22 protein-coding genes and 5 pseudogenes are annotated in these 22757 nt (G+C 62.2%); 13 read left to right on the top strand and 14 right to left on the bottom strand.

Annotation, left to right across the window (positions count from 1 at the left end; translation table 11 throughout):
- Nucleotides 1–513: 513 nt before the first annotated feature.
- Together RHM57_RS10630 and RHM57_RS10625 are read left to right on the top strand one after the other, a co-directional pair.
- Complete coding sequence (locus RHM57_RS10630; RefSeq protein WP_322135505.1) at nucleotides 514–915, top strand: hypothetical protein; 402 nt, start codon at nucleotides 514–516, stop codon at nucleotides 913–915.
- 13 nt (nucleotides 916–928) lie between these two features.
- Nucleotides 929–2086, top strand: coding sequence for a cation:proton antiporter (locus RHM57_RS10625; RefSeq protein WP_322187995.1), 1158 nt, complete (start codon nucleotides 929–931; stop codon nucleotides 2084–2086).
- 227 nt (nucleotides 2087–2313) lie between these two features.
- On the opposite strand, the pseudogene RHM57_RS10620 reads toward RHM57_RS10625, so the two are convergent.
- The 6 genes and pseudogenes from RHM57_RS10620 to RHM57_RS10595 all read right to left on the bottom strand — a co-directional run.
- Nucleotides 2314–2568, bottom strand: a pseudogene (locus RHM57_RS10620) (anti-sigma factor domain-containing protein); the annotation flags it as partial.
- 941 nt (nucleotides 2569–3509) lie between these two features.
- Nucleotides 3510–4211 (bottom strand): DUF4397 domain-containing protein, encoded by a 702-nt coding sequence (locus RHM57_RS10615; protein WP_322187993.1) that lies wholly within the window; start codon nucleotides 4209–4211, stop codon nucleotides 3510–3512.
- Between the two features lie 573 nt (nucleotides 4212–4784).
- The gene (locus RHM57_RS10610) at nucleotides 4785–5723 is read right to left on the bottom strand and encodes an undecaprenyl-diphosphate phosphatase (RefSeq protein WP_322187991.1); all 939 of its coding nucleotides are present in this window, start codon (nucleotides 5721–5723) and stop codon (nucleotides 4785–4787) included.
- A gap of 320 nt (nucleotides 5724–6043) precedes the next feature.
- Nucleotides 6044–6583, bottom strand: a complete 540-nt coding sequence (locus RHM57_RS10605; RefSeq protein ID WP_322137447.1) for a hypothetical protein — start codon at nucleotides 6581–6583, stop codon at nucleotides 6044–6046.
- Between the two features lie 92 nt (nucleotides 6584–6675).
- Nucleotides 6676–7842 (bottom strand): putative lipid II flippase FtsW, encoded by a 1167-nt coding sequence (gene ftsW / locus RHM57_RS10600; RefSeq protein ID WP_322137446.1) that lies wholly within the window; start codon nucleotides 7840–7842, stop codon nucleotides 6676–6678.
- An 873-nt stretch (nucleotides 7843–8715) separates the two neighbouring features.
- Nucleotides 8716–9860 (bottom strand): IS3 family transposase gene (locus RHM57_RS10595; protein WP_322187989.1). Its coding sequence is split into 2 segments (ribosomal slippage): nucleotides 8716–9581 and nucleotides 9581–9860, totalling 1146 coding nucleotides; the frame shifts between segments, so codons are not numbered across the junction.
- Nucleotides 9861–9885: 25 nt separating this feature from the next.
- On the opposite strand from RHM57_RS10595, the pseudogene RHM57_RS10590 reads away from it, so the two are divergent.
- A pseudogene (locus RHM57_RS10590) lies at nucleotides 9886–10609 on the top strand (IS256 family transposase); the annotation flags it as partial.
- 53 nt (nucleotides 10610–10662) lie between these two features.
- Here RHM57_RS10590 and RHM57_RS10585 read toward each other — a convergent pair.
- Nucleotides 10663–10872 (bottom strand): annotated as a pseudogene (locus RHM57_RS10585) (integrase core domain-containing protein); the annotation flags it as partial.
- Between the two features lie 97 nt (nucleotides 10873–10969).
- Nucleotides 10970–11917 carry a ferritin-like domain-containing protein gene (locus tag RHM57_RS10580; RefSeq protein WP_322137445.1) on the bottom strand — a complete coding sequence of 316 codons (948 nt, stop codon included), beginning with the start codon at nucleotides 11915–11917 and terminating at the stop codon, nucleotides 10970–10972.
- 343 nt (nucleotides 11918–12260) lie between these two features.
- Here RHM57_RS10580 and tatA point away from each other — a divergent pair, with 343 nt between their 5' ends.
- Nucleotides 12261–12500, top strand: a complete 240-nt coding sequence (gene tatA, locus RHM57_RS10575) for a Sec-independent protein translocase subunit TatA (protein WP_134558614.1) — start codon at nucleotides 12261–12263, stop codon at nucleotides 12498–12500.
- Nucleotides 12501–12505: 5 nt separating this feature from the next.
- Nucleotides 12506–13300 (top strand): twin-arginine translocase subunit TatC, encoded by a 795-nt coding sequence (tatC, locus tag RHM57_RS10570; protein WP_416173089.1) that lies wholly within the window; start codon nucleotides 12506–12508, stop codon nucleotides 13298–13300.
- Between the two features lie 15 nt (nucleotides 13301–13315).
- Here tatC and RHM57_RS10565 read toward each other — a convergent pair whose 3' ends face one another.
- The gene (locus tag RHM57_RS10565; protein WP_416172991.1) at nucleotides 13316–13789 is read right to left on the bottom strand and encodes a Sec-independent protein translocase TatB; all 474 of its coding nucleotides are present in this window, start codon (nucleotides 13787–13789) and stop codon (nucleotides 13316–13318) included.
- Between the two features lie 471 nt (nucleotides 13790–14260).
- On the opposite strand from RHM57_RS10565, the gene RHM57_RS10560 reads away from it, so the two are divergent.
- The 3 genes and pseudogenes from RHM57_RS10560 to RHM57_RS10550 all read left to right on the top strand — a co-directional run bounded on the left by RHM57_RS10560 (nucleotide 14261) and on the right by RHM57_RS10550 (nucleotide 16749).
- A complete protein-coding gene (locus RHM57_RS10560; RefSeq protein ID WP_322137444.1) occupies nucleotides 14261–15031 on the top strand; it encodes a hypothetical protein in 771 nt (256 codons plus the stop codon).
- 79 nt (nucleotides 15032–15110) lie between these two features.
- Nucleotides 15111–15263: pseudogene (locus RHM57_RS10555) on the top strand (transposase); the annotation flags it as partial.
- Nucleotides 15264–15371: 108 nt separating this feature from the next.
- A pseudogene (locus RHM57_RS10550) lies at nucleotides 15372–16749 on the top strand (IS30 family transposase).
- A 259-nt stretch (nucleotides 16750–17008) separates the two neighbouring features.
- On the opposite strand, the gene RHM57_RS10545 reads toward RHM57_RS10550, so the two are convergent.
- The 5 genes from RHM57_RS10545 to RHM57_RS10530 form a co-directional block, all read right to left on the bottom strand.
- Nucleotides 17009–17983 (bottom strand): FHA domain-containing protein, encoded by a 975-nt coding sequence (locus RHM57_RS10545; RefSeq protein WP_322137443.1) that lies wholly within the window; start codon nucleotides 17981–17983, stop codon nucleotides 17009–17011.
- A 2-nt stretch (nucleotides 17984–17985) separates the two neighbouring features.
- A complete protein-coding gene (locus RHM57_RS10540) occupies nucleotides 17986–18249 on the bottom strand; it encodes a hypothetical protein (RefSeq protein WP_198413482.1) in 264 nt (87 codons plus the stop codon).
- 210 nt (nucleotides 18250–18459) lie between these two features.
- Nucleotides 18460–19239, bottom strand: a complete 780-nt coding sequence (locus RHM57_RS10535) for an IS30 family transposase (RefSeq protein WP_416173088.1) — start codon at nucleotides 19237–19239, stop codon at nucleotides 18460–18462.
- Nucleotides 19184–19648, bottom strand: coding sequence for a helix-turn-helix domain-containing protein (locus RHM57_RS19595; protein WP_322137290.1), 465 nt, complete (start codon nucleotides 19646–19648; stop codon nucleotides 19184–19186). The genes RHM57_RS10535 and RHM57_RS19595 overlap by 56 nt, the downstream gene beginning before the upstream one ends.
- Before the next feature lie 117 nt (nucleotides 19649–19765).
- Nucleotides 19766–20584: a hypothetical protein gene (locus tag RHM57_RS10530; protein ID WP_322187986.1), complete on the bottom strand. Its 819-nt coding sequence runs from the start codon at nucleotides 20582–20584 to the stop codon at nucleotides 19766–19768.
- 459 nt (nucleotides 20585–21043) lie between these two features.
- Between RHM57_RS10530 and RHM57_RS10525 the strand changes: the two genes are divergently transcribed.
- The 5 genes from RHM57_RS10525 to RHM57_RS10505 are packed head-to-tail and all read left to right on the top strand — an operon-like array spanning nucleotide 21044 to nucleotide 22752.
- The gene (locus RHM57_RS10525; protein ID WP_322187984.1) at nucleotides 21044–21580 is read left to right on the top strand and encodes an LPD29 domain-containing protein; all 537 of its coding nucleotides are present in this window, start codon (nucleotides 21044–21046) and stop codon (nucleotides 21578–21580) included.
- A gap of 16 nt (nucleotides 21581–21596) precedes the next feature.
- Nucleotides 21597–21812, top strand: a complete 216-nt coding sequence (locus RHM57_RS10520; RefSeq protein WP_322187982.1) for a hypothetical protein — start codon at nucleotides 21597–21599, stop codon at nucleotides 21810–21812.
- A 51-nt stretch (nucleotides 21813–21863) separates the two neighbouring features.
- The gene (locus RHM57_RS10515) at nucleotides 21864–22073 is read left to right on the top strand and encodes a type II toxin-antitoxin system HicA family toxin (protein ID WP_322140890.1); all 210 of its coding nucleotides are present in this window, start codon (nucleotides 21864–21866) and stop codon (nucleotides 22071–22073) included.
- 8 nt (nucleotides 22074–22081) lie between these two features.
- Nucleotides 22082–22327, top strand: a complete 246-nt coding sequence (locus RHM57_RS10510; RefSeq protein WP_322135525.1) for a hypothetical protein — start codon at nucleotides 22082–22084, stop codon at nucleotides 22325–22327.
- The gene (locus tag RHM57_RS10505; protein ID WP_322187980.1) at nucleotides 22324–22752 is read left to right on the top strand and encodes a hypothetical protein; all 429 of its coding nucleotides are present in this window, start codon (nucleotides 22324–22326) and stop codon (nucleotides 22750–22752) included. The genes RHM57_RS10510 and RHM57_RS10505 overlap by 4 nt, the downstream gene beginning before the upstream one ends.
- Nucleotides 22753–22757 lie beyond the last annotated feature (5 nt).

Here is a 22757-nt window from a genome sequence, read left to right as displayed (position 1 = left end):
GCCGAATGGGCGAGTCAGATCTCGCTGCTTTGAGACGTCTTCGGCGACCAAGTCGCGGTCGCGGCCATGATCGACCGCATCGTTCATCGCGCTGACGTCATCTCACCAAAATGGCGCCAGCTACCATCTCGAGAACAGCGGAGTCACCGCCCTGCCGTCCCCGAGGCCCGAGGCCCGAGGCCCGAGAACATCGTTCCTCGTTGTAGCCGGTCGTTGGCCCTGCAGCCGTGAGCTTCCCCTCCTGCCTTGACAGCCCGGTGAAGGGCTCTGTCGCCGTCACGCCCCGATCCGCAGCCTTGCAATTCATCGACGATGAACGTACCTACCGGGAGGCTCTTCATCGCCGTAAGCCGAACTCAGCGCAAATTGATGCACTTTCGACGCCAGCATCGCGGTTGCCTCTCAAAGAGCCGGATCACCACTACGCTCAAGCTACCGGGCGGTGGATTCCGGCTCGGGCGGGGTAGGAAAGTTCATTCCCAAAGCCTGCTTGAAGAACAAGAGGAGGTCCCCATGCCCAAAAAAGTCAAATGGCTGGAGTCGCCCGAGGCGCAGGACTACCCGAGCGCCGCGGACTACTTGCACCTGCTCCTGCAGGCTGAGAGCGTCGACGCCACCGTGCAGGCGCTCCAGGATACGCCGATCACCATTCAGAAGGCCAAGGACATTCTGCGGGCGGCGGGCCTACCGCTCCTTGATGTGACCAACCCCCACGTCGCCTCTGACTTGATGAAAATCCGGACTGGCGTGAAGCTCTCGCCGATTCTGCTCGTTCGTGGCAATCTCTCTTCGGCGGTGCCTGTACACATTGCAGACGGGTACCACCGGGTCTGTGCGACATATCACACCGATGAGAACACGAACATTCCCGTGCAGCTGGCCGACCTGATCTTGGGGAGGCCGGCCGTCCCCTAGTGGTGGTTTCGCGATGACATTCCAAACCCTGGCGATCATCTCGATCGTTGCGCTGCTCGGGCCTTTGCTGGCAATCCCGCGACGGTGGAATCTTCCGGTGACGCTGGGCGAGATCCTCGCGGGCATCCTCGTTGGCCATACGGGGCTTCGTCTGGTCGATTCGTCGGACCCATCGATCACGCTGTTGGCCAATGTCGGATTCGCTCTGATCATGTTCGTCGCCGGCTCACACGTGCCCGTGCGTGACGCGCAGATCCGCTCCGCACTGGGCACGGGCGCAGTTCGTGCGTTGTTCACCGGAGTCCTGGCGGTGGCGCTTGGTATTGGTGCCGCCGTCGTCTTCGGGAGCGCACACGCTCCCCTTTACGCGGTACTGATGGCATCGTCCTCCGCGGCACTCGTCCTGCCGGTGATTGATTCCCTGCGGCTGCGCGGAAACTCGGTGCTGCAACTCACTGCCCAGGTCGCCATCGCCGACATCGTCGCGATCATCGCCCTGCCTCTGGCGATCGATCCGCCCAACGCCGGCCGGGCGGCCCTCGGAGCGGGCGCCGTCGCAGCGGCCGCTGCGGTGCTCTACCTGACGTTGTCGCGTCTGGAGCGAAACGGCGCTCGACTGCGGTTGCATCGGCTCTCCGAGCAACGCAAGTTCGCTCTCGAACTCCGCATCCAATTGGCGGTCTTGTTTGCGATGTCGGCTCTCGCGGTCTTCGGCCACGTCTCGATCATGTTGGCCGGGTTTTCCTTCGGACTGGTCGTCGCCGCCATCGGCGAGCCCCGCCGGCTAGCCAGACAGCTGTTCGCACTCGCGGATGGGCTCTTCGGACCACTTTTCTTCGTGTGGCTCGGCGCGTCCCTCAACCTCGGTGACCTCCTCACACACCCGCAGATGATCCTCCTGGGCCTCGCGCTCGGTGGCGGCGCCCTGCTCGCCCACGCCGCCACTCGGTTCCTCGGTCAGGAGCTGCCTCTGGGCTTGCTGTCTGCTGCCCAGCTCGGGGTTCCCGTCGCCGCGGCCACGATCGGTGAGCAAGCCCACCTACTCGTACCCGGTGAGGGCGCGGCCCTCCTCCTCGGCGCGCTCGTGACCATCGTCCTCTCCTCACTCGCGGGCGGGCGCGCCGCGAAGCGGCAGGCGAACATTTCTGCCGCACCTCCTGCGGCACCCTAGTCTCAGATCCAGCCGCGTCGGGAGGACGACGAGAGTTTACCAAAGAGCGCCTCGGCCGCAGCCCTGGACGGTTCCCACCTGCCGCCTCGCCAGCGGCCCCGATCGCGCCCCCGTCTGTTGCTCCGGACTGCCCGATTCCAGGCAAGCTAGAGTGCCACGGCGCGGATCACCTACGTTTCCTTTCGGCGGTCGAGGCGTTCTCACGTGTTTGGGCCTGCGAGTGTGTGTCAAATGGCTTGCAGGTGTCCACGCACGATCGTGTTCCCAGAGTGCGCGGGGTTCCCGTTGTTGGGTTGAGCTGAGATGTCGACGAGGGGATACTGGGTGAGGTCGACAGTATCGGGGATGTCGAAGCGGCCCGTGTTTCCGTCAAGCAGGCCGATGCTGATAAGTCCTGAGGCGTCTGCTTTGATCAGCCAGACCTCGCGTAGCGAGGTATCCGGGGTGGCGGGAGCCGTCAGGTCGACGGTCACGTTGCGGTGCCCGTCCGCGCTTTTCCTTAACCGACGCTTGGCCGTGTGCTTGCCAGCCGGGGAAGGGGGTGAGTTGCGCTTGGTAAATCACTGTTGGTGCGGCGGCCTGCTGAAGTGAGTCGAACCAGATGCCACCGGCCAGGCCCGCGATGAGGCCGACCAGCGCAGCTGCGAAGGAAACAGGTAGCCACAGACGGCGACGCGGTGCCAGGTCAACGAGTGTGCGAGCCCTCGTCGCGGTGAGATGATCCCTCGAAGTTCGGGTTTGGGCGGGCTCCGGGACATTGGTTGCCGCTGCGGGCGTTGCGCCGACGAATTGGTCACGTCGTGGTGTGCTCTTGACGGCGGCACTGAGTCCGAGAGCGCCATGAATCCGCTCCCAGACCGTTTCAGCAGGCTCGGTGAGGGACACGTTGCGCGCCGCCTGGCCGACAATCACGGTGTGCTGGAGAGAAAGGAGTTCGAGCGCGCACCCCGGACATCCCGTGAGGTGCTGGCGTTCAGCTGCGGTGAGGTCGGTCCCGGCCAGGGCGATGATGGCAAGGTTCTCGGGGTCAATGTGTGTCATCGCTCGCCTCCAATCGGTTACGTGCTCCGCTGAGGATTCGAAGAATGCGGTTCATCCCCGTGCCCGGGCTATTCGCACTCAAAGCGTCGACCGGCATGTTGCTTGTTCATGGTCCCCCCGTCGACGGTGGGCGCAGAACGATGTCAGGCACAGAATAGCCAGAAGCCCCCTTCAGGGAGCCACTGACAATACGTTCGGCCGTCGAAGGGATTTTGTGTCCTCGTGGCTCGGGTTGAGTCGGCGGCCATATGCACGTTTGGCCCACAGGAGACCGGTGGAGCTCACCCTGATGTATCGGGCGGATTTGGATCTAGTTTGTGTGCGTTGAAGCGGACACCTCCTGCGCTCGGATGGCAGAGCGCAGGAGGTGTCTGGGTGTTGCTTAGTGGTGGGCCTTGTCGAGCTTGACGGTCTGCACGGCGAGGGCGAGGTTGTGGTCAGCGAGGCTGCCCCACGCGTACACGATGGTGTTCGTGCGCTTGGCAATGGTCACGTCGGCCGGACCGATCAGCGCTGCGGTCGTGCCGGTCGCGGCGACGGCCGCGCTGATCGTCCCCGTCGGGAGGGTCAGTTCGACCTCGTCGGGGTTGGTCAGGTCGGTAATCGCGGCGGCACCGTTGGCCAGGATATCGACGGAGGGTGCAGCGGCGACGTGGCGGACCGTGAGTCGACCCTTGCCCTTTCCGACGGCATCCGGGTTGTTCTGGAACAGGGTCGCGGTCGGCATGCCGGCCTCCGTCAGGTGTGCGACGGCGGTGTAGTTGTTGCCGCTGCCCAGCTTGAGATCGATCGGGCCGATCACAGGATTGGAGGCGTCTTTGGCGTCAGCGGCGGTGATCGCCACGGAATACGTGCCTGGGTCAAGGCTCAGAGTGTCTGAGAATGAACCGGGGGTGAAATTATCGAGAGTGAGTGCTCCGTTGACGTAGACGTCGACCGTGACGCCCGGGATTGCGTGGAACACGGTTAGTTCGGCGGGGCCGTTGTCCCCGTGGCTGTGGTTCTCATTGGCGTTTGCCGGCATGAATCCCGCGAGGGCGACGAGTACACCGACTACGGCGCCGACAGCGATGGTCTTGCGCATAGTTACCTCCTGCTAGTTGTAACGGGCGGGAAGCGTCATCGCCTCCCAGACTCTCTTCCGAGTGGACCTCCGATTTGGATGCACGCGACGCCAACAATTTTCTGGAACCCATCGGCTGGACCCTGGCTGGCGCTGCCAACGCGAATCTTTCAGCCGAGTCCGCAGTGTCGTCCAGGGCAGCCAACTGCCCCTCGCCGGGTGCGATTCATATCACTTGGTCGATATTCCTGTCCCGTCGGTACGCCGGATCAACTTTCCAAACTCGGATTCTGACGCCAGCTGAGATCCAAAAAGTCGCGGCTGGGTAGGGACCTCTGACAAAGAGACAGGCGCGACCTGTGATCGGGCGGGAGGCTTGCGGTCGACATCGATCACAGATTCTGAACCCGCGGCGCCGTCGGCTATTTGGCTCCCGTGATGACCTCGCGGTGCGGATCAGCGCGGGTGATGCGGGCGCAGTGCACGTCCTCGCCCAGGATTCCTCCGCCGAGCGAGGACGTATGGAGTGATGATCGTGTGGGCTCCGAGCAAGGGAATTTCAACTGATTTGACGTGCAATGTCGTTGCGGACTTCTATGGAAACGCGAGCAGGACTACGAAGAAGACGGTTCCGGCGACGATGCAGTAAATCGCGAAAGGGGTGAGTGTTCTGGTCTCGAAGAAGCGCAGGAGGAATTTCGTGGCTAACCATGCGGCAACGGCCGAGCAGAGTGCACCGACGAGGAACGCGCCGCTCTGATCGGCCATCTGTGGGCTGAACAGTCCCGGGAGTTTCAGTGCGGCCGCGGCGCCGATGATGGGTGTGGCCAGTAGGAAACTGAATCGGGCAGCGGTTTCGTGGTTGAGTCCGGAGAGGAGCCCACCGACCATGGTTGATCCTGATCGGGATATTCCCGGTAGCAGGGCGGCCGTCTGCGCGACGCCGATTCCGAACGCCTGTTTCCAGGTGAGCTTGGCGATCGTGGTGTCGGACCTCTCGGTCTCGGACATTTGCGTGTTGGCCGAGCCCGCGGGGATGGGGCGTCCGCTCGCAACAGCATCAACGCTCACCCGTCCGGTCTGAGCCCGGTTCGGATGCCGTCGGAGGCGTTCTGCGGTCAGAAGAATGAGGCCGTTGATCACAAGGAATGCGGCAGCGATCAGTGGGGATGCGAAAAGGGACCGGAGGGGCTTCTCCAAGAGCAGGCCCACGATCCCCGCGGGGATTGTTGCGGCGACGAGTAGCCAGGCGAGTTTCGCGTAGATGTCGTCAGGGCCGATTTTACGATCCCGGATGGAACGTCCGAACCCGCGGAAAACGCGGATCCAGTCCTTTATGAAGAAGAGGAAGAGAACGATAGCGGTAGCCAGATGGGTGGCAACGAGAAGCCCGAGGAACGCGGGGCTGCTTTGGTCGATGTTCCAGCCGAAGAGTGTGGGCAGGATGACACTGTGGCCAAGGCTGGAAATGGGGAACAATTCCGTGATCCCTTGCAGGAATCCCAGAATCGCCGCTTGAATCAAAGTGATCATATGAACAGGCTAGAGGTTCCGGTCACCTGACCCGACGTGCGCCGCCAATGATGACGTCAAGGGTTCCTCAACGTGAACGAAATAGAAAGACTGGGACGGTCTGGCCGGGCAGGTCCCGATCTGGTCGGTACCCGGGCCCCTTCGATTCCCTACCTCGGTGGATCCACAATCGGTGGCGGGGCATCCGTACCGAGGGCTCGTTTTCGGTTCTCTTGACTAAGGTCGGTGAGGGCCTCCAATTCGTCGTCCGACGCACCTTCCAACGCGATGAGTCGGTCGTCGGCAGTTGGCTGGGCGCGTAGCAACTCGTCGAGCTTGCGCTAGGTGACCGCTTGTTGTCGTGCTTGCGTGTGTTGGATTGCGAAGACCATCACGACGGTCACAGATGAACTCGCAATGTAAAGGACGTTCTCCCACCAGGGAGGAAATTCCGCCGCTATCCCGACCGCGACCCACACGACGAGCGCACTTCCGGCAACCAATCCCGCTGCGGCGTGTTCACTCACTGTGCCGATATTGTGCAAGACCCGGCTACTCCACCGTTTGTCGGGCACGCTCGTCCAGTCGTTCCGTGTCATTTCGCGAGATCGGTCCAGCCGATTCTGGTGGCCCGCGTTGATTGATTCGTTGCCGTTAGCCGCATTCTCCACGCTCGAGAGACTAGGCGTTGTTCCCATCAAAACAACTGTTGACTCGACGCGCAAACCCGGTGGTGCGAGGCACTGATTCGGCTGGTCGAAAGTGTTGCGCAACCGTGCGTGTTTGATCCGGCGACGGTCCTGCCCGGCAGTTCGCCGAGTCGTGGCCGTGACCTGTTTCGGTGGACGGTTCATCGAGGAGACAACGGCGAAGGATTTCACAGCGTCGACACCGTGGGTGGACCAAGAATCGATTCCGTGCCGTTTCCACTTCAATCAGCGTGCTGTGTTGCGACGAGAGCGAGCGGGACGAGTTATGGGTGGTCGGCGTCCGGCATTTCGGGTGGAGGTGTGCGTGTCGGCGACGGCTCGCTGTGTGCAAAGGAGAGCACGATTCCGATTGCGATGAGGGTGGTGAGGAGGGCGGTGCCCCCAGCAGAAATGAGGGGGAGGGGCACGCCGAGGACAGGGATGAATCCGAGGACGACGCCCATGTTGACGAGTGCTTGACCGATGATCCAGACCATGACGGCGGCAGTACTGACTTTGGCTTGAGGGCTGGTGGTGGCGTTCATGATGCGGAGGAAGGCGATGGCCAGCAGGACGAAAAGGCCCAGCACCACGACTGCGCCGATGAGACCGAGTTCCTCGCCGATGATCGCGAAGATGTAGTCGTTGTCCGCGGCTGGAAGCCAGGACCATTTCGCTTTGGAGTTCCCGAGTCCAACGCCGAAGATACCGCCCGACGCGAGAGCCCACGTGCCGTGCAAGGGTTGCCAGCATGCGGCGGAAATCGTGCCGGTTGAGCCATCGCAGCCCGTGCCGAAAAAGCTCAGTATCCGGGCCATCCGGTTTCCGCTGGCCATGGCCGCAGCCAGGGCGCCAAGGGCGCCGATCCCCAAGGGGATGGCGAGCATGCGTAGTTTTACGCCGGCGAAGAAGAGGGAGCCAAAGAGGATGCCGGCGAGGATTACTGTTGTCCCCAGATCGCCGCGGATCATGACGAGCATGACGGCCGTGCCGCCGATGCCGAAAACGGGCACGAGGACGTGGCGCCAGTCGTCGAGGTGATCTTTCTTCTGTGCCAGAAGCATGCCCAGCCAGATGACGAGGGCGACTTTGATGGCTTCAGATGGCTGGAATTGGAAACTGCCAATGGACAGCCAGTTGGTGTTCCCGGCCACGGTCACACCTAGCGGGGTGAAGACGAGCAACTGAACGAGGCAAGTAGCGATGAGCGTCGGCCAAGCGATACGTTGCCAGAACTTCAACGGCATCCGGCTGAGCACGAGCATCAATGGGACGCCGACCAGGGCGATGGCACCTTGATGAAGCACAACGCCGAAGAAACCCTCGTGAGCAACAAAGGAATCTACTGATGACGAAGACAGGACCATGATCAAGCCCAAGATGACCAAGAACAGCGTCGTTCCCAGGAGCAGAAAATAGTTCGGGGATTCTGAGCGGATCAAACGGCCCACGCTAATGCGCGTTGACTGTGACGGTCTATTTGACGGAACCCTGTGGTCGGTCTTTGAACGTGGCGCACGGGTCGGGTTGCGCGAACTCATCACGAACCGAGCCCCTTCTCAGGGGACGTCGCGGAGGTGGAATTTAGTGTGGATTGACCACAATTGCTCGGTACTTCACATACGGTCATATGCGGGGAGTGTCCTGCCGGGTGTGGGATCAGATCAGAGTGCGCGGCAATGGGCTGGGGCGCCACCACGACACTACTGAGGGAATCCAGAACCGCTCGTTCATCCCACTCGTGTCGCGTCGGGTCGCATGTCTCTCCCAGATTGTGCCTGCTCGGAAATCTCTGCTGGAAAAGCCTCGTCGACGTTGAGCTCGACCGACAAGGGGCCGTGGAGGTGCGCAGGCTGCCTGTATCGCCGGCTCGGACAAGACAGTTCACGGCGTTGGCGGTCGCCGTTTTTCGATTCGTCGACTTGCCCGTGCACTGCGGAGCGGAATGAACGGCTACTCGCGGCGGGGCCAAAGTCTTTCCCGATGTTGGCGCTCGAGATTGCCCCCGGGCGCCCGTTCCCATCTTCTGCAGTAGGGATTCCCCACTGGAAACGTTTCGTTTCCATACTGAATGCCGCGTTTGTGTCCCATCGGGGAGCTGCAATCTGACGACCATGGACGCCATTTGTGAACTCCCGTGTTGAACACGCCATCAAACAACGCTGATTCTGATCCGGCGACACTCGTCATTCCCCGTTTGGTGGGTTTGGCGGGCTTCCTGTGAGATTGCGCTGGTCGAGGAGCACTTTCACAGGAATCTCCGGTCACTGCTGGCATACAGTTGGGACTGCCCCGAGTTCAGTTGACTCGTTGGGTTAGTGGTTTCAGGCGGCGTTGAGGGCCATGTTTATTGTCTCAAACTCGATCGGGGTGAGTTTGCCGAGGCGACGTTGCCGACGCTTCCGGTGGTAGGTTCGCTCGATCCAGACGACGATTGCCAGGCGTAGTTCCTCCCGGGTGGCCCATCGTTGCCGGTCGAGGACGTTTTTCTGCAGCAGGGCGAAGAACGACTCCATCGCGGCGTTATCGCCGCACGCGCCGACGCGGCCCATCGACCCGGTGATGGCGTTGTTCTTCAGGACCCGGACGAAGGCGTTGGAGCGGAATTGAGAGCCGCGGTCGGAGTGCAGAATCGTGCCGTCGATGTCACGTTGCCCGATCGCGTTGCGGGCCGCTGCGACGGCCAGGGATGCTTTCATTCGGGAGTCGATCGAGTAGCCGACGATCTTGTTCGACCACACGTCCTTGATCGCGCAGAGGTAGATTTTGCCCTCATCGGTGCGATGCTCGGTGATGTCGGTCAACCACAGCTGGTTCGGCCGGGTCGCGGTGAAGTTCCGCTGAACGTGGTCGTCGTGGACGGGCGGGCCGGCCTTGCCCCTCAGGCCGCGTTTCTTCGCGAACACGGACCAGAGCCGCTGCTGAGAGCACAACCGCCAGACCCGGTTCTCACCAGCCTTCAGGCCCGCATGGTTGAGCTCGTCGGAGATGAACCGGTAGCCGAACGCGGGGTCGTCCTGGTGGGCGTCCCACGCCGCATTGGTCAGGTGCGCATCATCCCAATCACGTTGGGAGACCGGGTTTCGGAGCCACTGATAGAAGGCTTGTTTGGAGAAGTGCAATACCCGGCAGGTCACCGTGACGGGGACTCCGTCGACGGCCAGTTCGCGGACCAGCGGGTACATCATTTTGGGTTGACGTCCCGGGAGAGGTAGGCGACCGCGCGGCGCATTACTTCGGCTTCCTGCTCCAGCAGCCGGATCCGTTTCCTCGCCTCCCGCAGCTCAACCGACTCCTTCTCCATCACGCCGGGCTTCACCCCCTCTTCGACGTCGGCTTTCTTCAGCCAGTTCGCCAGGCACGACTCGGAGATGCCGAAGTCCTTCGCTATCTGGTTCAGCGGGGCTTCGTGCTTGCGAGCGACCGCGACGACATCGCGACGGAACTCGGGTGGGTAGGGCTTGGGCATGGTGACATCTTTCCAGCGAAGACGAATCTCCACAGGTCAGGAGTCAACCAAACCGGGGGCAGTCCCGTCTGCCCTGCTTGACCTCCTCGCGGAACTCAACCTCACCCATGTCCCCGACCGCATCCGCGTCGCGACCAAAACCCTCTGCCAAGAACTCATCGATGAGGAGGCCACCGCCCTCATCGGTGTCGGCCGTTTCGAGCGTTCCGAAGACCGCACCACCCAGCGGAACGGCTCCCGCCCGCGCGTGCTGTCGACGGCGGTCGGGGACCTGCACCTGAAGATCCCCAAGCGGCGCCAGGGTTCATTCTTCCCCGCGCTCCTCGAGCGCCGCCGCCGGGTGGACCAGGTCCTGTTCGTCGTCGTCATGGAGGCTTACCTCCACGGCGTTTCGACCAGGAAGGTCGACGACCTGGTCAAGGCCCTCGGCGCGGACACCGGGATCTCCAAGTCAGAAGTGTCACGGATTTGCGCGTCTGGACCGGGAAGTCGCCGCGTTCCGCGACCGGGACCTCGGCGAGACCGGGTACCCCTACGTGTTCCTCGATGCCACGTATTGCAAGGCTCGCGTCAACCACCGCGTGATCTCCCAAGCCATGGTCGTCGCGATCTGGGTTGCCGCCGACGGGCGCCGTGAGGTCCTCGGCTTCGACGTCGGTTACAGCGAGACGGAGGCGTTCTGGACGAGCTTCCTCCGCTCGCTGAAGACCCGCGGTCTCGACGGCGTCGAGCTCGTGATCTCCGACGCACTGAGCTGCTGCGGAGATTTCGGACAGCGGACCTGGTGGTTTCTTCTACGCTGCTAGGGCTGTTGATAACCATGGTGGACTTCGTTGGGTATACGGTAACCGAGCGCTGAGTGCCGGCGTCGGCTGTTGTAGAAGCCTTCGATGTAGCGGATGACGTCGTTGCGAGCTTGGCTTTTTCTCGCGTACACGGTCCGGTAAATGCGTTCGTTCTTCAGTATTGAGAAGAACGATTCCGCAATGTTGTTGTCGCAGCATACGTCCGTATGGTGCCAACATTGTGAGTCATCCCGGCATGGGAGATCGTTTTGCGGGCTGGTGGGGTGCCCTCTGCCCGCTGTGGATCGGGCAGAGGGCCGTTGTTCAGTGTCCGCTGGTGTTGATTTTGCCGTTGACGCCGTCGGGGAAGAATCCGCCGGAGGTGGCCTTGTTGGGGGTGAGGTAGGCGATGTTGAGGACTTGGCCGGGGGTGCGGCTGAAGGCGAGCGCGTTCGCGTCCGTGGGGACCAGGTTGGACTTGTCGGCTGTGCCGATGCCTTGGTCAAGGTCCGTGGGCCCGTCGAGGCTGTCTCGGGCGTCGGAGATTTTCTGGACGGTCGGGTAGATCGATGGGGTCTCCACGCCGAGGGAGTAGAGGGTGGTTCGGATGATGCCTGCGTGGTAGGCCTCAACGGCGAGGAGGCCGGCCGCGGCTTCCAGGTAGGTTTTGTTGCTGATGAGGGGTGCGGCGCCTTTGTAGGCGGTCACGCCGACGTCTTCGAAGATGAAGGCGCCGAAGAGGAAGTTGACTTCGTTCTCGAACACGTCGAAGGTTTCGCCGGGGCCGATCAGTCCAGCGGCGAGGGCTGCGGCGGTGAAGCTGTCATCGAGGTTGAGCGTGGGCCGGGACACTGCGGCGCCACCGAGTGCGCTCCGGAGGAAGGCGACGTGGGATTTCTCGTCCGCCGCGATTTCTTGCGCGTACTTACGGATCGCGGGGGTGTCGAAGGGCACGGCGTAGCCGCCGCTGACGTCTCCTTGCTGGCCGCGCCCGGTGATCATGTCATCGGGCAGTCCGTTACCTGTCACGGCTTGGAGGTAGAACTCGGCCTCGAGGTATTCCAGGTTCAGGGCGAAGTTCAAAATTGCGGAATCGCTGGGCGCACCACCGTCATCTTTTCGTTCGGTGGCAAGGGCGGGTTGACCGGCGAGGAGCACCGCTGATCCGACACCGAATCCGGCGACTCCCGCTGCCTGGAAAAAACGGCGCCGGTCCAAGGCGTTTTCCGCGCTCCTGCTGATCGCGTTAGTAATGAATTTGTGCTCAAACATGAACGCTTCTCCAACCATCTCGTGTGCTCATGGCGGGCCGGGACCCCTGTCCGCACCCGAAACAGCATGGTGCGTCCAACCTCGCATCACAGCCTGAATGACTCCGACCCAGCGAACGTTACGCTCCGCCAGTGCGGCTTAGGGGCTCGCACAGGAATTAGTTTCAGGATACTGAAAACATCAAATAGGCGGCCCTCTCGGCCGGTCGGCCTAGCACCGGCTGCAACCCACCATGGTCCCGGCCTGACGTTCGCGGGAGTATTTATTCGGTTGCCCGGGGCCGGTCGATGTCGGGGTATACGATGCGTTCACTCATTTTTTGTCACAGGGAGGACACCACATAATGCTGGGCAATTTGACTGGATGGCATTTCCTGATCATTCTGGTGATCATTCTGCTGCTCTTTGGCGCACCCAAACTTCCCGGGCTTGCCCGGAGCTTGGGTCAGTCGATGAAGATTCTCAAAAGCGAAATCAGAACGGAACCAGAAGACGACAAACCCGTTTCGTCAGCTGTCACCCCTGAGCCGCGCATTGAGCCCGCCAAGCAGACGGGCGCCACTGGGCCGTCTTCGATGCCGTAACCGTCGTGGTCCTGGGCGCCCGGTCTCGGCCCGCCCCCGCGGGGCGGATGACTTTGGGCCAGCATCTTCTGGAACTACGTAAACGCCTGTTCCTCGCAGCGGCCGGGATTCTGCTCGGCGCCATCGTGGGCTGGTTACTCTCCGGCTTCGTCTGGGGCGCGCTCCGGGAACCGATCGATGCCATCGTGCACGCCCAACACCGAAACGCTCAAATCAACTACCCCGACATCACGTCCGCCTTTGACCTGAAGCTGAAAATATCGGTCTACGTGGGCCTGATCGTGTCCAGCCCAGTCTGGCTCTACCAAACCTTCGCGTTCCTGATGCCCGGCCTCACTCGCACAGAAAAGCGGTACACGTTCGCCTTCTTCTTCACCGCCATTCCCCTGTTTCTGGCTGGCTGCGCGGCGGGATGGTATGTCCTTCCCCACGTCGTGGAACTCATGACCGGATTCGCACCCACCCAAGACGCGGCTTTCATCAACGCCCAAAACTACTTCGACTTCGTCCTCAAACTCGTCGTCGCTATCGGGATCGCTTTCGTGCTCCCAGTGTTCCTGGTACTGCTGAATTTCGCTGGCGTGATCAGCGCCCAGTCCATCATCAAGTCCTGGCGAATCGCAACGCTCATCATCATCTTGTTCACTGCCATTGCGACCCCGGCCGCCGATGTCATCTCCATGTTCCTGCTCGCCATCCCCATGGTCCTGCTCTACTTCACCGCGTACGGCATCGCCGCCCTTCACGATCGTCGCACCGCCAAACGTGCCCAAAACCTCGAGGAAGGGCTCACCGCCTGACGCGGCGGCCTGCGCTCAACGAGCGTCGCTTGTCCCGGAAATGTCGGGTCCTGAGGGTTCGGTCGCTGGCGGTGTGATCACGGGTTCCTGCTGGACGACATCTTCCGCTCCCGTTGGCGAAGCGAGCGGATCGTCGGTGGGGGGCTGCACCTGGCTGGGGCTGTGTGGCGGCGCATCGTCACTGTCCAGGAGTGCCTCACGGATGATCCGGCGGGGGTCATACTTGCGGGGATCGTACTTCTTCCAGTCGACGTCATCGAAGTCAGGGCCCATCTCATCCCGTAGCCGATCCGATGCCCCGGACGCTAACACCCGCAGCTGCCGCACTACGCGGCCCAACATGGCCGCGTAATGCGGAAGCTTTTCCGGGCCCACCAAAAAAACTGCCACCACCCCAACCAGCAACAACTTCTCCAACGTCAAACCAAACATGCGCACACAATAGCCCGACCAGCCATGCCAAGGGGCCGGCAGCGATTCGTTCCACATTTCTCTTTAAAATGAGCTGCTGCGCGTTGACTGCTCTGCAGCAGCGCAGTTCTCGATTCCGGGAAGCGCAAAGAAAACATCCATTCCGTTGTCGGATCTTTCGGAAGTTCTACTGCCACCGGATTGCCTTTGCCCTCGCCCTCCGCTTCCACGTGCCTTCAACCGATTTCTTTACGCCATTAATCCCGCACGAGCGTCGCCCGCTCACCGAGGTCTACGAAGGAGGGCGGCCGGTGCTGCCTCCTGCGGTTAAAAGCAGTTGTTGCCTCACGACGGCTGAAAACCCACACGCCACGACATCCGGCCTAGGCTCAGCGCCCTTTCACGGGGAGGCTGGGACATCATCGCCGGCCGAGAACATGATCCATTTCGCTCAGGAGCTCCGTGTCTAGAAACCAAGACGGGTCGAGGACCGAGGGCTCAACGAGCGTGCCGCCCAGTGACCAAGAACCCACAGGCACCAACAGCAGAGTGCCCAGTCATCGTTCTCGGCGTGGCTGGACGCGCACGCGAATTGTCCAGCTTGCCGCCGTCGCGGCCGCGACAGGGGTCGTCGCCGCGATCGTCGTACTCTTTGTCCGGCCGGCGGGGACCCAGTTCCCGTGGCATACGCACATTATCTCGACCACGTTTTGGGTGGGCGAAGTCTTCGACCCGACGGCCGCAGATGGCAGCCAGGTTCTCTCCACTTATGACTCGCTCTGGATCCAGAGCTTTGGAGGGTGTGACGGGGTTCTCGGTGATGGGTCCTGTCAGACCGAGCAGCGCAGGAGCGCCAATGGGTTTCTTCCCAGCCAGATGGCTCCGAAGGAGAACCCGTTCTACCTGGATCTTCCCTTCGATGACGTCCACGATCAGACTGCCCTCTCCATGCGCCAGAAGGTGATTCCGTGGGCAGGGGAGCCGGCCTACGCAACGCCCGCGGGAGACCCTACGGCGAGTCTGATGAAGAACAGGTGGGTCAGGATTCGGGCGAACGGGCAGACTTGCTACGGCCAGATAGAAGACGCCGGCCCCGGCAGCTATCACGACGCCAGCTACGTTTTCGGCTCCAACGATCAACGACCCGAAAATCGCAAGTTCAACGGTGCAGGCATGGACGTGTCCCCAGCGCTGAACGGGTGCCTACACTTCACCGACGTCAACGGGGAAACCGACACTGTCGACTGGCAGTTCCTCGCAGCAAGTGACGTCCCGGCCGGCCCGTGGACCGCGATCGTCACGACCAGCGGAACACGCTAACACCACACAACACACCTGGCGCCTGGTGCAGTTCCCCGAGGTGGCCCTGACCCTGGGGGTGGACACCTCACAAGAGAGAATGTTCACTATGGCAAGATCACGGCGGGAGTTCACTCCTGAGTACAAAGACGAGGCCGTGAAGCTGGTTTTGACTACCGGCAGAGCGGTCGCGACCGTCGCTCGAGAGCTCGGGATCAACGAGGCCACGCTGGGCCGCTGGGTGAGCGCGTTCAAGGCCCGCAACGAGACCGGTTGCGCTATCGCGGACCACATGCGCACCGACCTCATCCAGGACGCCCTCACGATGGCCATGGTGCTGCGCGGAGACCGCCCGGCGACGGTGATCTTCCACAGTGACCGTGGCACCCAATACGCGTCGGAACACCTCGATTATGGAGGTGGTTTATGGGACGTCCGAAGGAATGGATGGCCACGCAACTCGGGCGGGAGCCGATGCGGTCGCCGGGCCGGCCGCCGGGGTGGCGCCGGTCGGGACACGTTTCTTTCGTCACGCTGGTGGGATGCGAGACCTCAGCAAGGCACCGCTGTCAGGAAGGTTCTTGACCTTCGTCGAGCGTGAGGAGATCGCGATCCTGCGAGCACAGAATCTTGGTGTTCGACAGATCGCACAGGCGTTGAGTCGGTCCTCGTCGACGATCTCCCGCGAGCTACGACGCAACGCGGCCTCGCGCGGCGGCAAGGCTGAATACCGTGCCACGAGCGCCCAGTGGCACTCCGACCGGCGTGCCCGCTGGCCCAAGATGGCCAAGCTCGCGGGTAGCCCGCTGTTGCGCGAGTACGTTCAGTCCCGGTTGGATGGAACAGTGAAGCGCGCTGATGGCACGCCCGCGGCAGCTCCCGGGATCGGGGCGTGGAACGGGCGTCGACATGGGCCCCGACAGGATCGCCACTGGTCCACAGCGTGGAGCCCGGAGCAGATCGCAGGTCGGCTTAAGGTCGATTTCCCCGACGATAGGAGCATGAGAATCTCCCATGAGGCGATCTACCAGGCCCTCTACATCGAGAGTCGTGGCGCGCTGCGCCGCGAGCTGACCACGGCCTTACGCACTGGTCGGGCGTTGCGAGTGCCGCGGGCCCGCGCAAAACGCGGCAAGAGCTTCCTGTCAAAGGAAGTCATTATCGCCGCCCGGCCCGCAGAAGCCAACGACAGGGCCGTTCCCGGACACTGGGAAGGGGACCTGATCCTCGGACTAGGCGGGGTCGCGATCGGGACCCTCGTCGAACGCACCACGAGGTTCACGATGCTGTTGCACCTGCCCCCGATGGACGAGCACAAGATGATCGGCGCACAGGTCAAGAACGGGCCCGCGACAGCCGGACACGGCGCCGACGCCGTCTGTGATGCGATCGCCCGAACCATCACCGGCCTGCCCGAGACCCTGCGCAAGTCATTGACCTGGGACCAGGGCGCCGAGATGGCCCAACACGCCAGACTCCGCATCCAGGCCGGGCTGCCGATCTACTTCGCCGATCCCCACTCGCCGTGGCAGCGACCCAGTAACGATAACACCAACGGGCTGCTGCGCCAGTACTTCCCCAAAGGCACCGACTTCACCCGCTACGCCCTGGACGATCTCGACGGCGTCGCCAAGACCCTGAACGAACGCCCCCGCAAGGCACTCGGATTCAAAACGCCAGCCGAAGCGATGGACGAGCTACTGTTGTCCGCAAGCACCAGTGTTGCGACGACCGGTTGAATCTGCCCACGCTGCCGCGGTCGGAGTGTCAGATCGCGTCCTGCTCGATCCGGGGCGTCACGGCCGCGTTTGTGAGGGCGTCGGCGACGAGTTCGGTGCGCATGTGATCGGCGATGGACCAGCCGACGACTTCCGCAGCATCTCCGTGGATTCAGGGTCGGCGTTCGTCCAGAAGGCGTTGAGTACGAAGGGGGCGTACGTTCTGCGGTGCGCTCGCTTCCATTGGTGCACTGTGCGCGGCGCGACGGCAGCCTATCGATCAGATTTCGGAATCGTCGTCTAGCCCGGTGACGACGGGGAGCGTCTTCTCAGCGCTACCCGCGGAATGTGAGTGCTCTGGCTGCCGGCTACGGGTTGGCTGCGGCTTCTGGAACGACAGCTCCCCACCCACGCGCCCGCCATGTGGTCGGCCGTGGTCGGCGTACTCTTCACGAAAGAAAGCCATCCGCCAAGGCCCCATTTCCATCCGGGCGCCTGTGCGCAGGACCTGTGCACCCTCCTGCCCGCGCTCCTTCTTTGCGCCGCCGGAAACCGCCCCAAGCGGATACAGAACGTACTCATCGTTCTCGTCGTGGCGGATTTCAGCATGGAAAGACTGGAGACCCTTTAAACACAAATTCGCCTCCGGGGCCGAGCCAATGGTGGTGATGGTCGGTAGCAGGTCGAACTCAGCCGGCATCTGGCCGTTCCAGTTCTCCGAACCGACCACAAAAATCAGCCGGGGCCGTCCGGATCCCGGCGTGTAGTGCGTCGTGGTGATTTGGCGCCGGATTCTCCGATTGAAGGTCGGCACGAGTGGATACAGAGTCGGCGGCGGCAACGGCACGGAAGGTACCTGCGTGGCTCCGGCACTCCGACGCCGCAAAAGGGGTGCCAGCGCAGCCCAGCTGCCGAGCGCGATGTTTGGGGAACCTGTCAGCAGGCGCTGGATGATCGGCACGCGCACAGCGCCAATACGGATGACCAGTCCGGCGGGTCCTGACAGGGAGACGCTCAGTCCTCGCACGGCCAGGTTCGAAGCTAGGGCACGGATGTTCTTCAGCGTCGCCGTTCGGGAACGCACGAACATTTCCGGGTGATCTGAGAAGACCTCGACATCAAGTCCCTTAGCCTTGATGGTGCCGTTCATTTGCCCCGCCGGCGTCTCGGTGGCGACGTCCGTATCGGCGCCCTTCTCTCCTGGCCCCGCTAGGGAAAACGTCAGATCGATGTCCAACCGGGTTGAAATACTCATGGCTACTTGATGATCGGATCGATACCGGAACTCTCGCTCGTGGTGACCCTGAGGGTGCCGTTCAGTTTCCAGGTGGCGCGCGGGGATTCCGGCCCTATGTCACGCGGCACTTCAACCGTCATGTCGACGAAGCTGTAGTTGATCGCGGCATTCTTGCCGGTCAGGTAGGACCACATCTCCCTACCAAGATCTGTCCAGTCCTTGATATTGTGCACATCGTGGCCGACAACGGTTGCGGGATCTGCGGGGGTTTGGCTGTCAGTCACGGTATGTTCCTTCTCGCTTGTCGGCTGGAAATGGTCACTCAGTCATCAGAGATCCGACCAGACGATTAGCTCTGAATCGGAGCAAACTCGTGCACAGGGCGCGCAGCCGCCAATTGCTTCATCGGCTGCGTGCAGTCAATCGTAGTGGAGGGCGCCGTCTGGGGGAAGGGCGATGAATGTCTCCGTTAGGGTCAATACCGTTTGTCGATTTCAAACGGTGGAAGCAACAGGGGCTATTTCCTTCCTTGAGACTAGCTCGCTGAGCAGGTCAGCTGGGGTGCTGCGTTTGAGGGTTTTGCGGGGCCGCTCGTTGAGTTCAGTGGCGACTTCGAGGAGGCGTTGAGCGCTGTGGGCGTTCAGGTCGGTTCCTTTGGGGAAGTACTGACGCAGTAGGCCGTTGGTGTTCTCGTTCGAGCCGCGTTGCCAGGGCGAGGCGGGGTCGCAGAAGTAGATCGGAACGCCGGTGGCTTTGGTGATGTCCACGTGCCGGGCCAGCTCGGTTCCCTGATCCCACGTCAACGAGCGCGGCAACAGCACGGGCAGGGCGTCCAGGGCGTCGATGAGGCCGTCGTGGACTGCAGCGGAGCTGTGGCCGTTGGGCAGGTGCACCAAGACGACAAACCGGGTCGTGCGTTCAACGAGAGTCGCGATCGCCGATCCTGACGCGGATCCGACGATCAGGTCGCCCTCCCAATGGCCGGCGACCTTCCGGTCGTTGGCCTCTTTGGGGCGTTCGCTCAGCATCACCTTGTCGCGAATCTTGCCCGGCGCGTTCAGATGTTTTCCCCGTGGTTTCCTGGCTGATCGGCCCCGTCGCAGGTGCAGGTGCAGTCGCACTCCGACGTAACCGCGGCTCTGGACATAGAGGCTTTGATAGATCGACTCGTGCGAGACCTGCAGCTCGGCCTGGCCGGCGAATACGACCGCGAGGTCGTCACTGCTGCTGCGGGCTCCAGTTCTTCCGCAACCGCTCCTCGACGGCGGCGGCAAGCAGCCGGTCGTCGAGCTTGCTCGGCTTGGGCCGGGCCACTCTGATCACGCACCGTTTCTGAGCGGCATAGGGCCGGTAGCTGCGCGTAATCGGGTGGGCATTACGACGCAGTTCCCGGCTGATCGTCGACGCGGAGCGCCCCAAATCCCGGGCAATCGCGCGAACACCGGCCCCGCCCAGCCGCAGATCCGCGATGCGTAGACGCTCCTCTTGACCCATATAGCGCCCCGAAGAGGCCACGGCTGGAACGGGAATTCGCCCGCCAGCGGCCTTGATCCACCGATATCCCTGTCTGCGATTCACTCCCACAGACTCACACGCGGCCGCCGCCGACATCCCCTCGCGAACCCGAACCCAGAACAAGTTCTCGCGCTCCTTCAACACAACTCTCGACGCCATCAACAACACCTCACTCAAACGGTGTTGCTACGACCCCTTGAAGCCGCCCATGGGATACAAGACGTAGGAGATCATCTGTTCCCGGGCGGGGGGGCAGGTGCTTACGAGATGAGGGCACGGGTTTTGTTACCTGCCGCTAGTCGAGACTTCCGTTACGTCGTTGCAGTAGCTGCCCATGGCCTGCTTTACCAGGGGATCCGATTCGGCAACGCCTGCGTACCGGGTCTCAGTGGTCCCGTTGGTGGCTGTCGTGCCGTCCGCAGACATATTGATGTGGGTCCACTGGATGTCGTAGAGCCCGTCACCGCGCTTCTGGGCGAGGGCACCCTCGATGAGGGTTCCGCCATTTCGGTTGTTGCACGCAACACCCGTTCCGTGCTCTCCGAAGCCGTTGAGTAAAAAGCGGTATGGCTGTCCGTCTGTGCCCATCGTTGTGACGAAGCTGCAGTTAATGAACGCGTGTAGCGACGCCGAGCGCCCGTCATCCAGTACCGTCGCGACGATGGCGGGGCCATCCAGCGGGGCGCTCCATCCGCTGTGCGCGCCGGGGCCAGCGAGATCATCGGGCAGGAGCACCGTGGCCCCGGATGCGGTATGGATGCCGTAGCTGAACGCACCGACCTCGGTGTAGAACTCGGTGTCCGGCTGTTGGTCGCCGTCGACGTCCCCGATGATCGCCGTCGTCGCGCCCGCGGGGATCGCGATGCCGTTCGGGATGCATCCCGCAGCGCCAGTAGCGCTGTTTCCGGGTGTCGACGGTGACGGCAGCGGCGACGGCGGGGAGGTCGACGAGACTGCTGACGGTGTCGCGGAGGTCGTTGGAGACGCTCCGGTCGTGGCGGGGGTGGTCGGGGCTTGAGTTGACAGCCCCGAGCCGGTGGGCGCGCAGCCCGCCAGGGCCATGCCGACGACGACCGTGAGTAGAAGAAATGTTGACTTTGACATGTAGGGAACACCGAATCTATTGAGCAACGTGCACGGGCTACACGCTGACCGTATGGGATGAAGTCGTCCCCTGGTGCACTCGTGCTGAAATGTCTCGCCGAGATATCCGGCAACCTATCCCCTAACGGACACGAAAGTGAAATGAGCCGGGCACCGGGTCCATGCCGGGACCATGACCGACCCGGCCGAGACCCGTACTCGAGACGGGGAAATAGGGCAGTCCTGGTACCCCAGTGTGCAGGCCGGTGGGCGTTGCCTTTTTTGCTTTTTCGTCTGGGGGAGTGTTCACTCCGTGCCGCCGGCGTCAAGCCGTCGTCGCAGTTTCGGCAAAACTTTCTCCTCCGCTGCGCTCCTCCAAAACTTTGGCCTGCAACCGCTCCTTGGGGCTTGACCCCGACAGCACTCCATGAGGGCGGAGAACCGCCGAAAAGGCAAAAAACGTTGAGTGAGATAGAGAACATGACCGAATACATCAGCACCAAGGACACCGCCAAGTTGGTTCGTGCCGCATTGAAGAACGCGTTTCCCGGAGTGAAGTTCAGTGTTCGCATGAGCACCGGCACCGCGGTCGCGTGGATGAACGTGAGCTACAGCGACGGACCCACAGAACTCGAAGTGCGCGCGATCACCGGCCACTACGAGGGCCGCCATTTCAACGGTATGACGGACGGCTACGACGACGCCGGAACAGTCCTAGTCGCGGGAGACGGCGAAGAGATGCCCCGTGAGGTGCTTTATTGCTGCGACGGAATCAATAGCCACCGCAACTACACCGCCGCCGGATACCGCGCAGCGCAAAACCTCATCAGCACCGACAGCGACCGAAAAGACCTAGTTCTATTCACTCCCGAGGGCAACCCCATCGACAATGCGACTTTGCCCGACGGGCTTTACGTCGCGGGTCACTACATCGAATACGTCTACAGCCCCACGCAGGTTGCCCAAGCGATCCTCCACCGCGTGAACCTCTGCACCGTCACCACACCCGCCCGATAGAGAAGGAGAACCAGACATGCCCACAATCACCATTGACTCACACCCCGTCGTCGCATTTGTCGACGTTTTCGAGGAAGCGGACCTAGCGCGCGACATGGGCCCCCGGTTCACCTGTGGCGAGGTCGAGGCCCTTTCCGAAATGCTCCGCGCCGTGGGAGCCGCCGCCGCCGCCGACTACTGGATAGAAGCGCACGCCACCGCCGACGACGAGGGAGACCAGCACCACCGCTAAACATCTAGTCCCCCCTTGATATTGCACACTAGGGGGGACTAGACTATTGTTATGACGAAGCCGCAGAAATACCGGGACGTAACGAAGTTCCTCCGCTCGCAGGGGTGGTTTCTTCTTCGGCCCGGCAAGGGTGGTCACCAGATTTGGGTCTCCGAGGACGAGACTCAGACCATCACCATTCCGGGGCACAAGGAGCTGTCAGCGGGAGTTGTGCGACAGATCACCGACGCATTCCCGAACACCCCCCAGAGCTGGAAGTAGGACAGACCATGGCCGAGCAAAACGTACCGTTCCACGTCGTGCTGGACCTCACCGAGGACCGCGCATATAGCGTTCTCACGCTAGCCCTCGAAGGCTACGCCGACCGCACCCGCGCAGAGGCCGAAAACGAGGAACAAAACGAGCAGCCAAACCAGTTCCACGTAAACGATTTGAACGCGCTAGCTGAGATAGCGGCGAACCTTCTAGAGGACATAGACCGACAGTTGACCCAGACAGATAAGGCGCTCTCATGACCATGACGACAACGACGAAGCGAACCCTAACGGCGCGCGCCTACCGAGACGGCAAGTGGTGGACCATCGAAATTCCCGAACTCACCTCACCATCACCCCGAGGGGGAGACACCCGCATAACGGCGATCGGGCAGGCCCGCAGCGTCAAAGACATTGACGCCGCCGCCCGCGACATTGCCGCAGTGTGGCTCGACGTAGATGAGGACCAAATTGAGGTTCAGGTGACGGTAGAAATTCCGCCGCACGCTGCCGAGTTGTGGACGCTCGCGAAGAAGAACGAAGAGGACGCCCGGGCCGCCGTCGCGGAAGCTGCCAGGCTCAACCGCGAAGCAGTTAAGGCCCTCACCGCAGACGGACTCAGCCAGGCGGACACCGCCCGGATTCTCGGCCTCTCACCGCAGCGCATTAGCCAGCTCACCCACTAGGAGCG

This window comes from Cryobacterium sp. 10S3, assembly GCF_034344045.1.
GTDB classification, from domain to species: Bacteria; Actinomycetota; Actinomycetes; order Actinomycetales; family Microbacteriaceae; genus Cryobacterium; species Cryobacterium glucosi.
The sequence above is the reverse complement of the archived record's forward strand: the minus strand, read 5'-3'. Positions and strand labels throughout refer to the sequence as shown.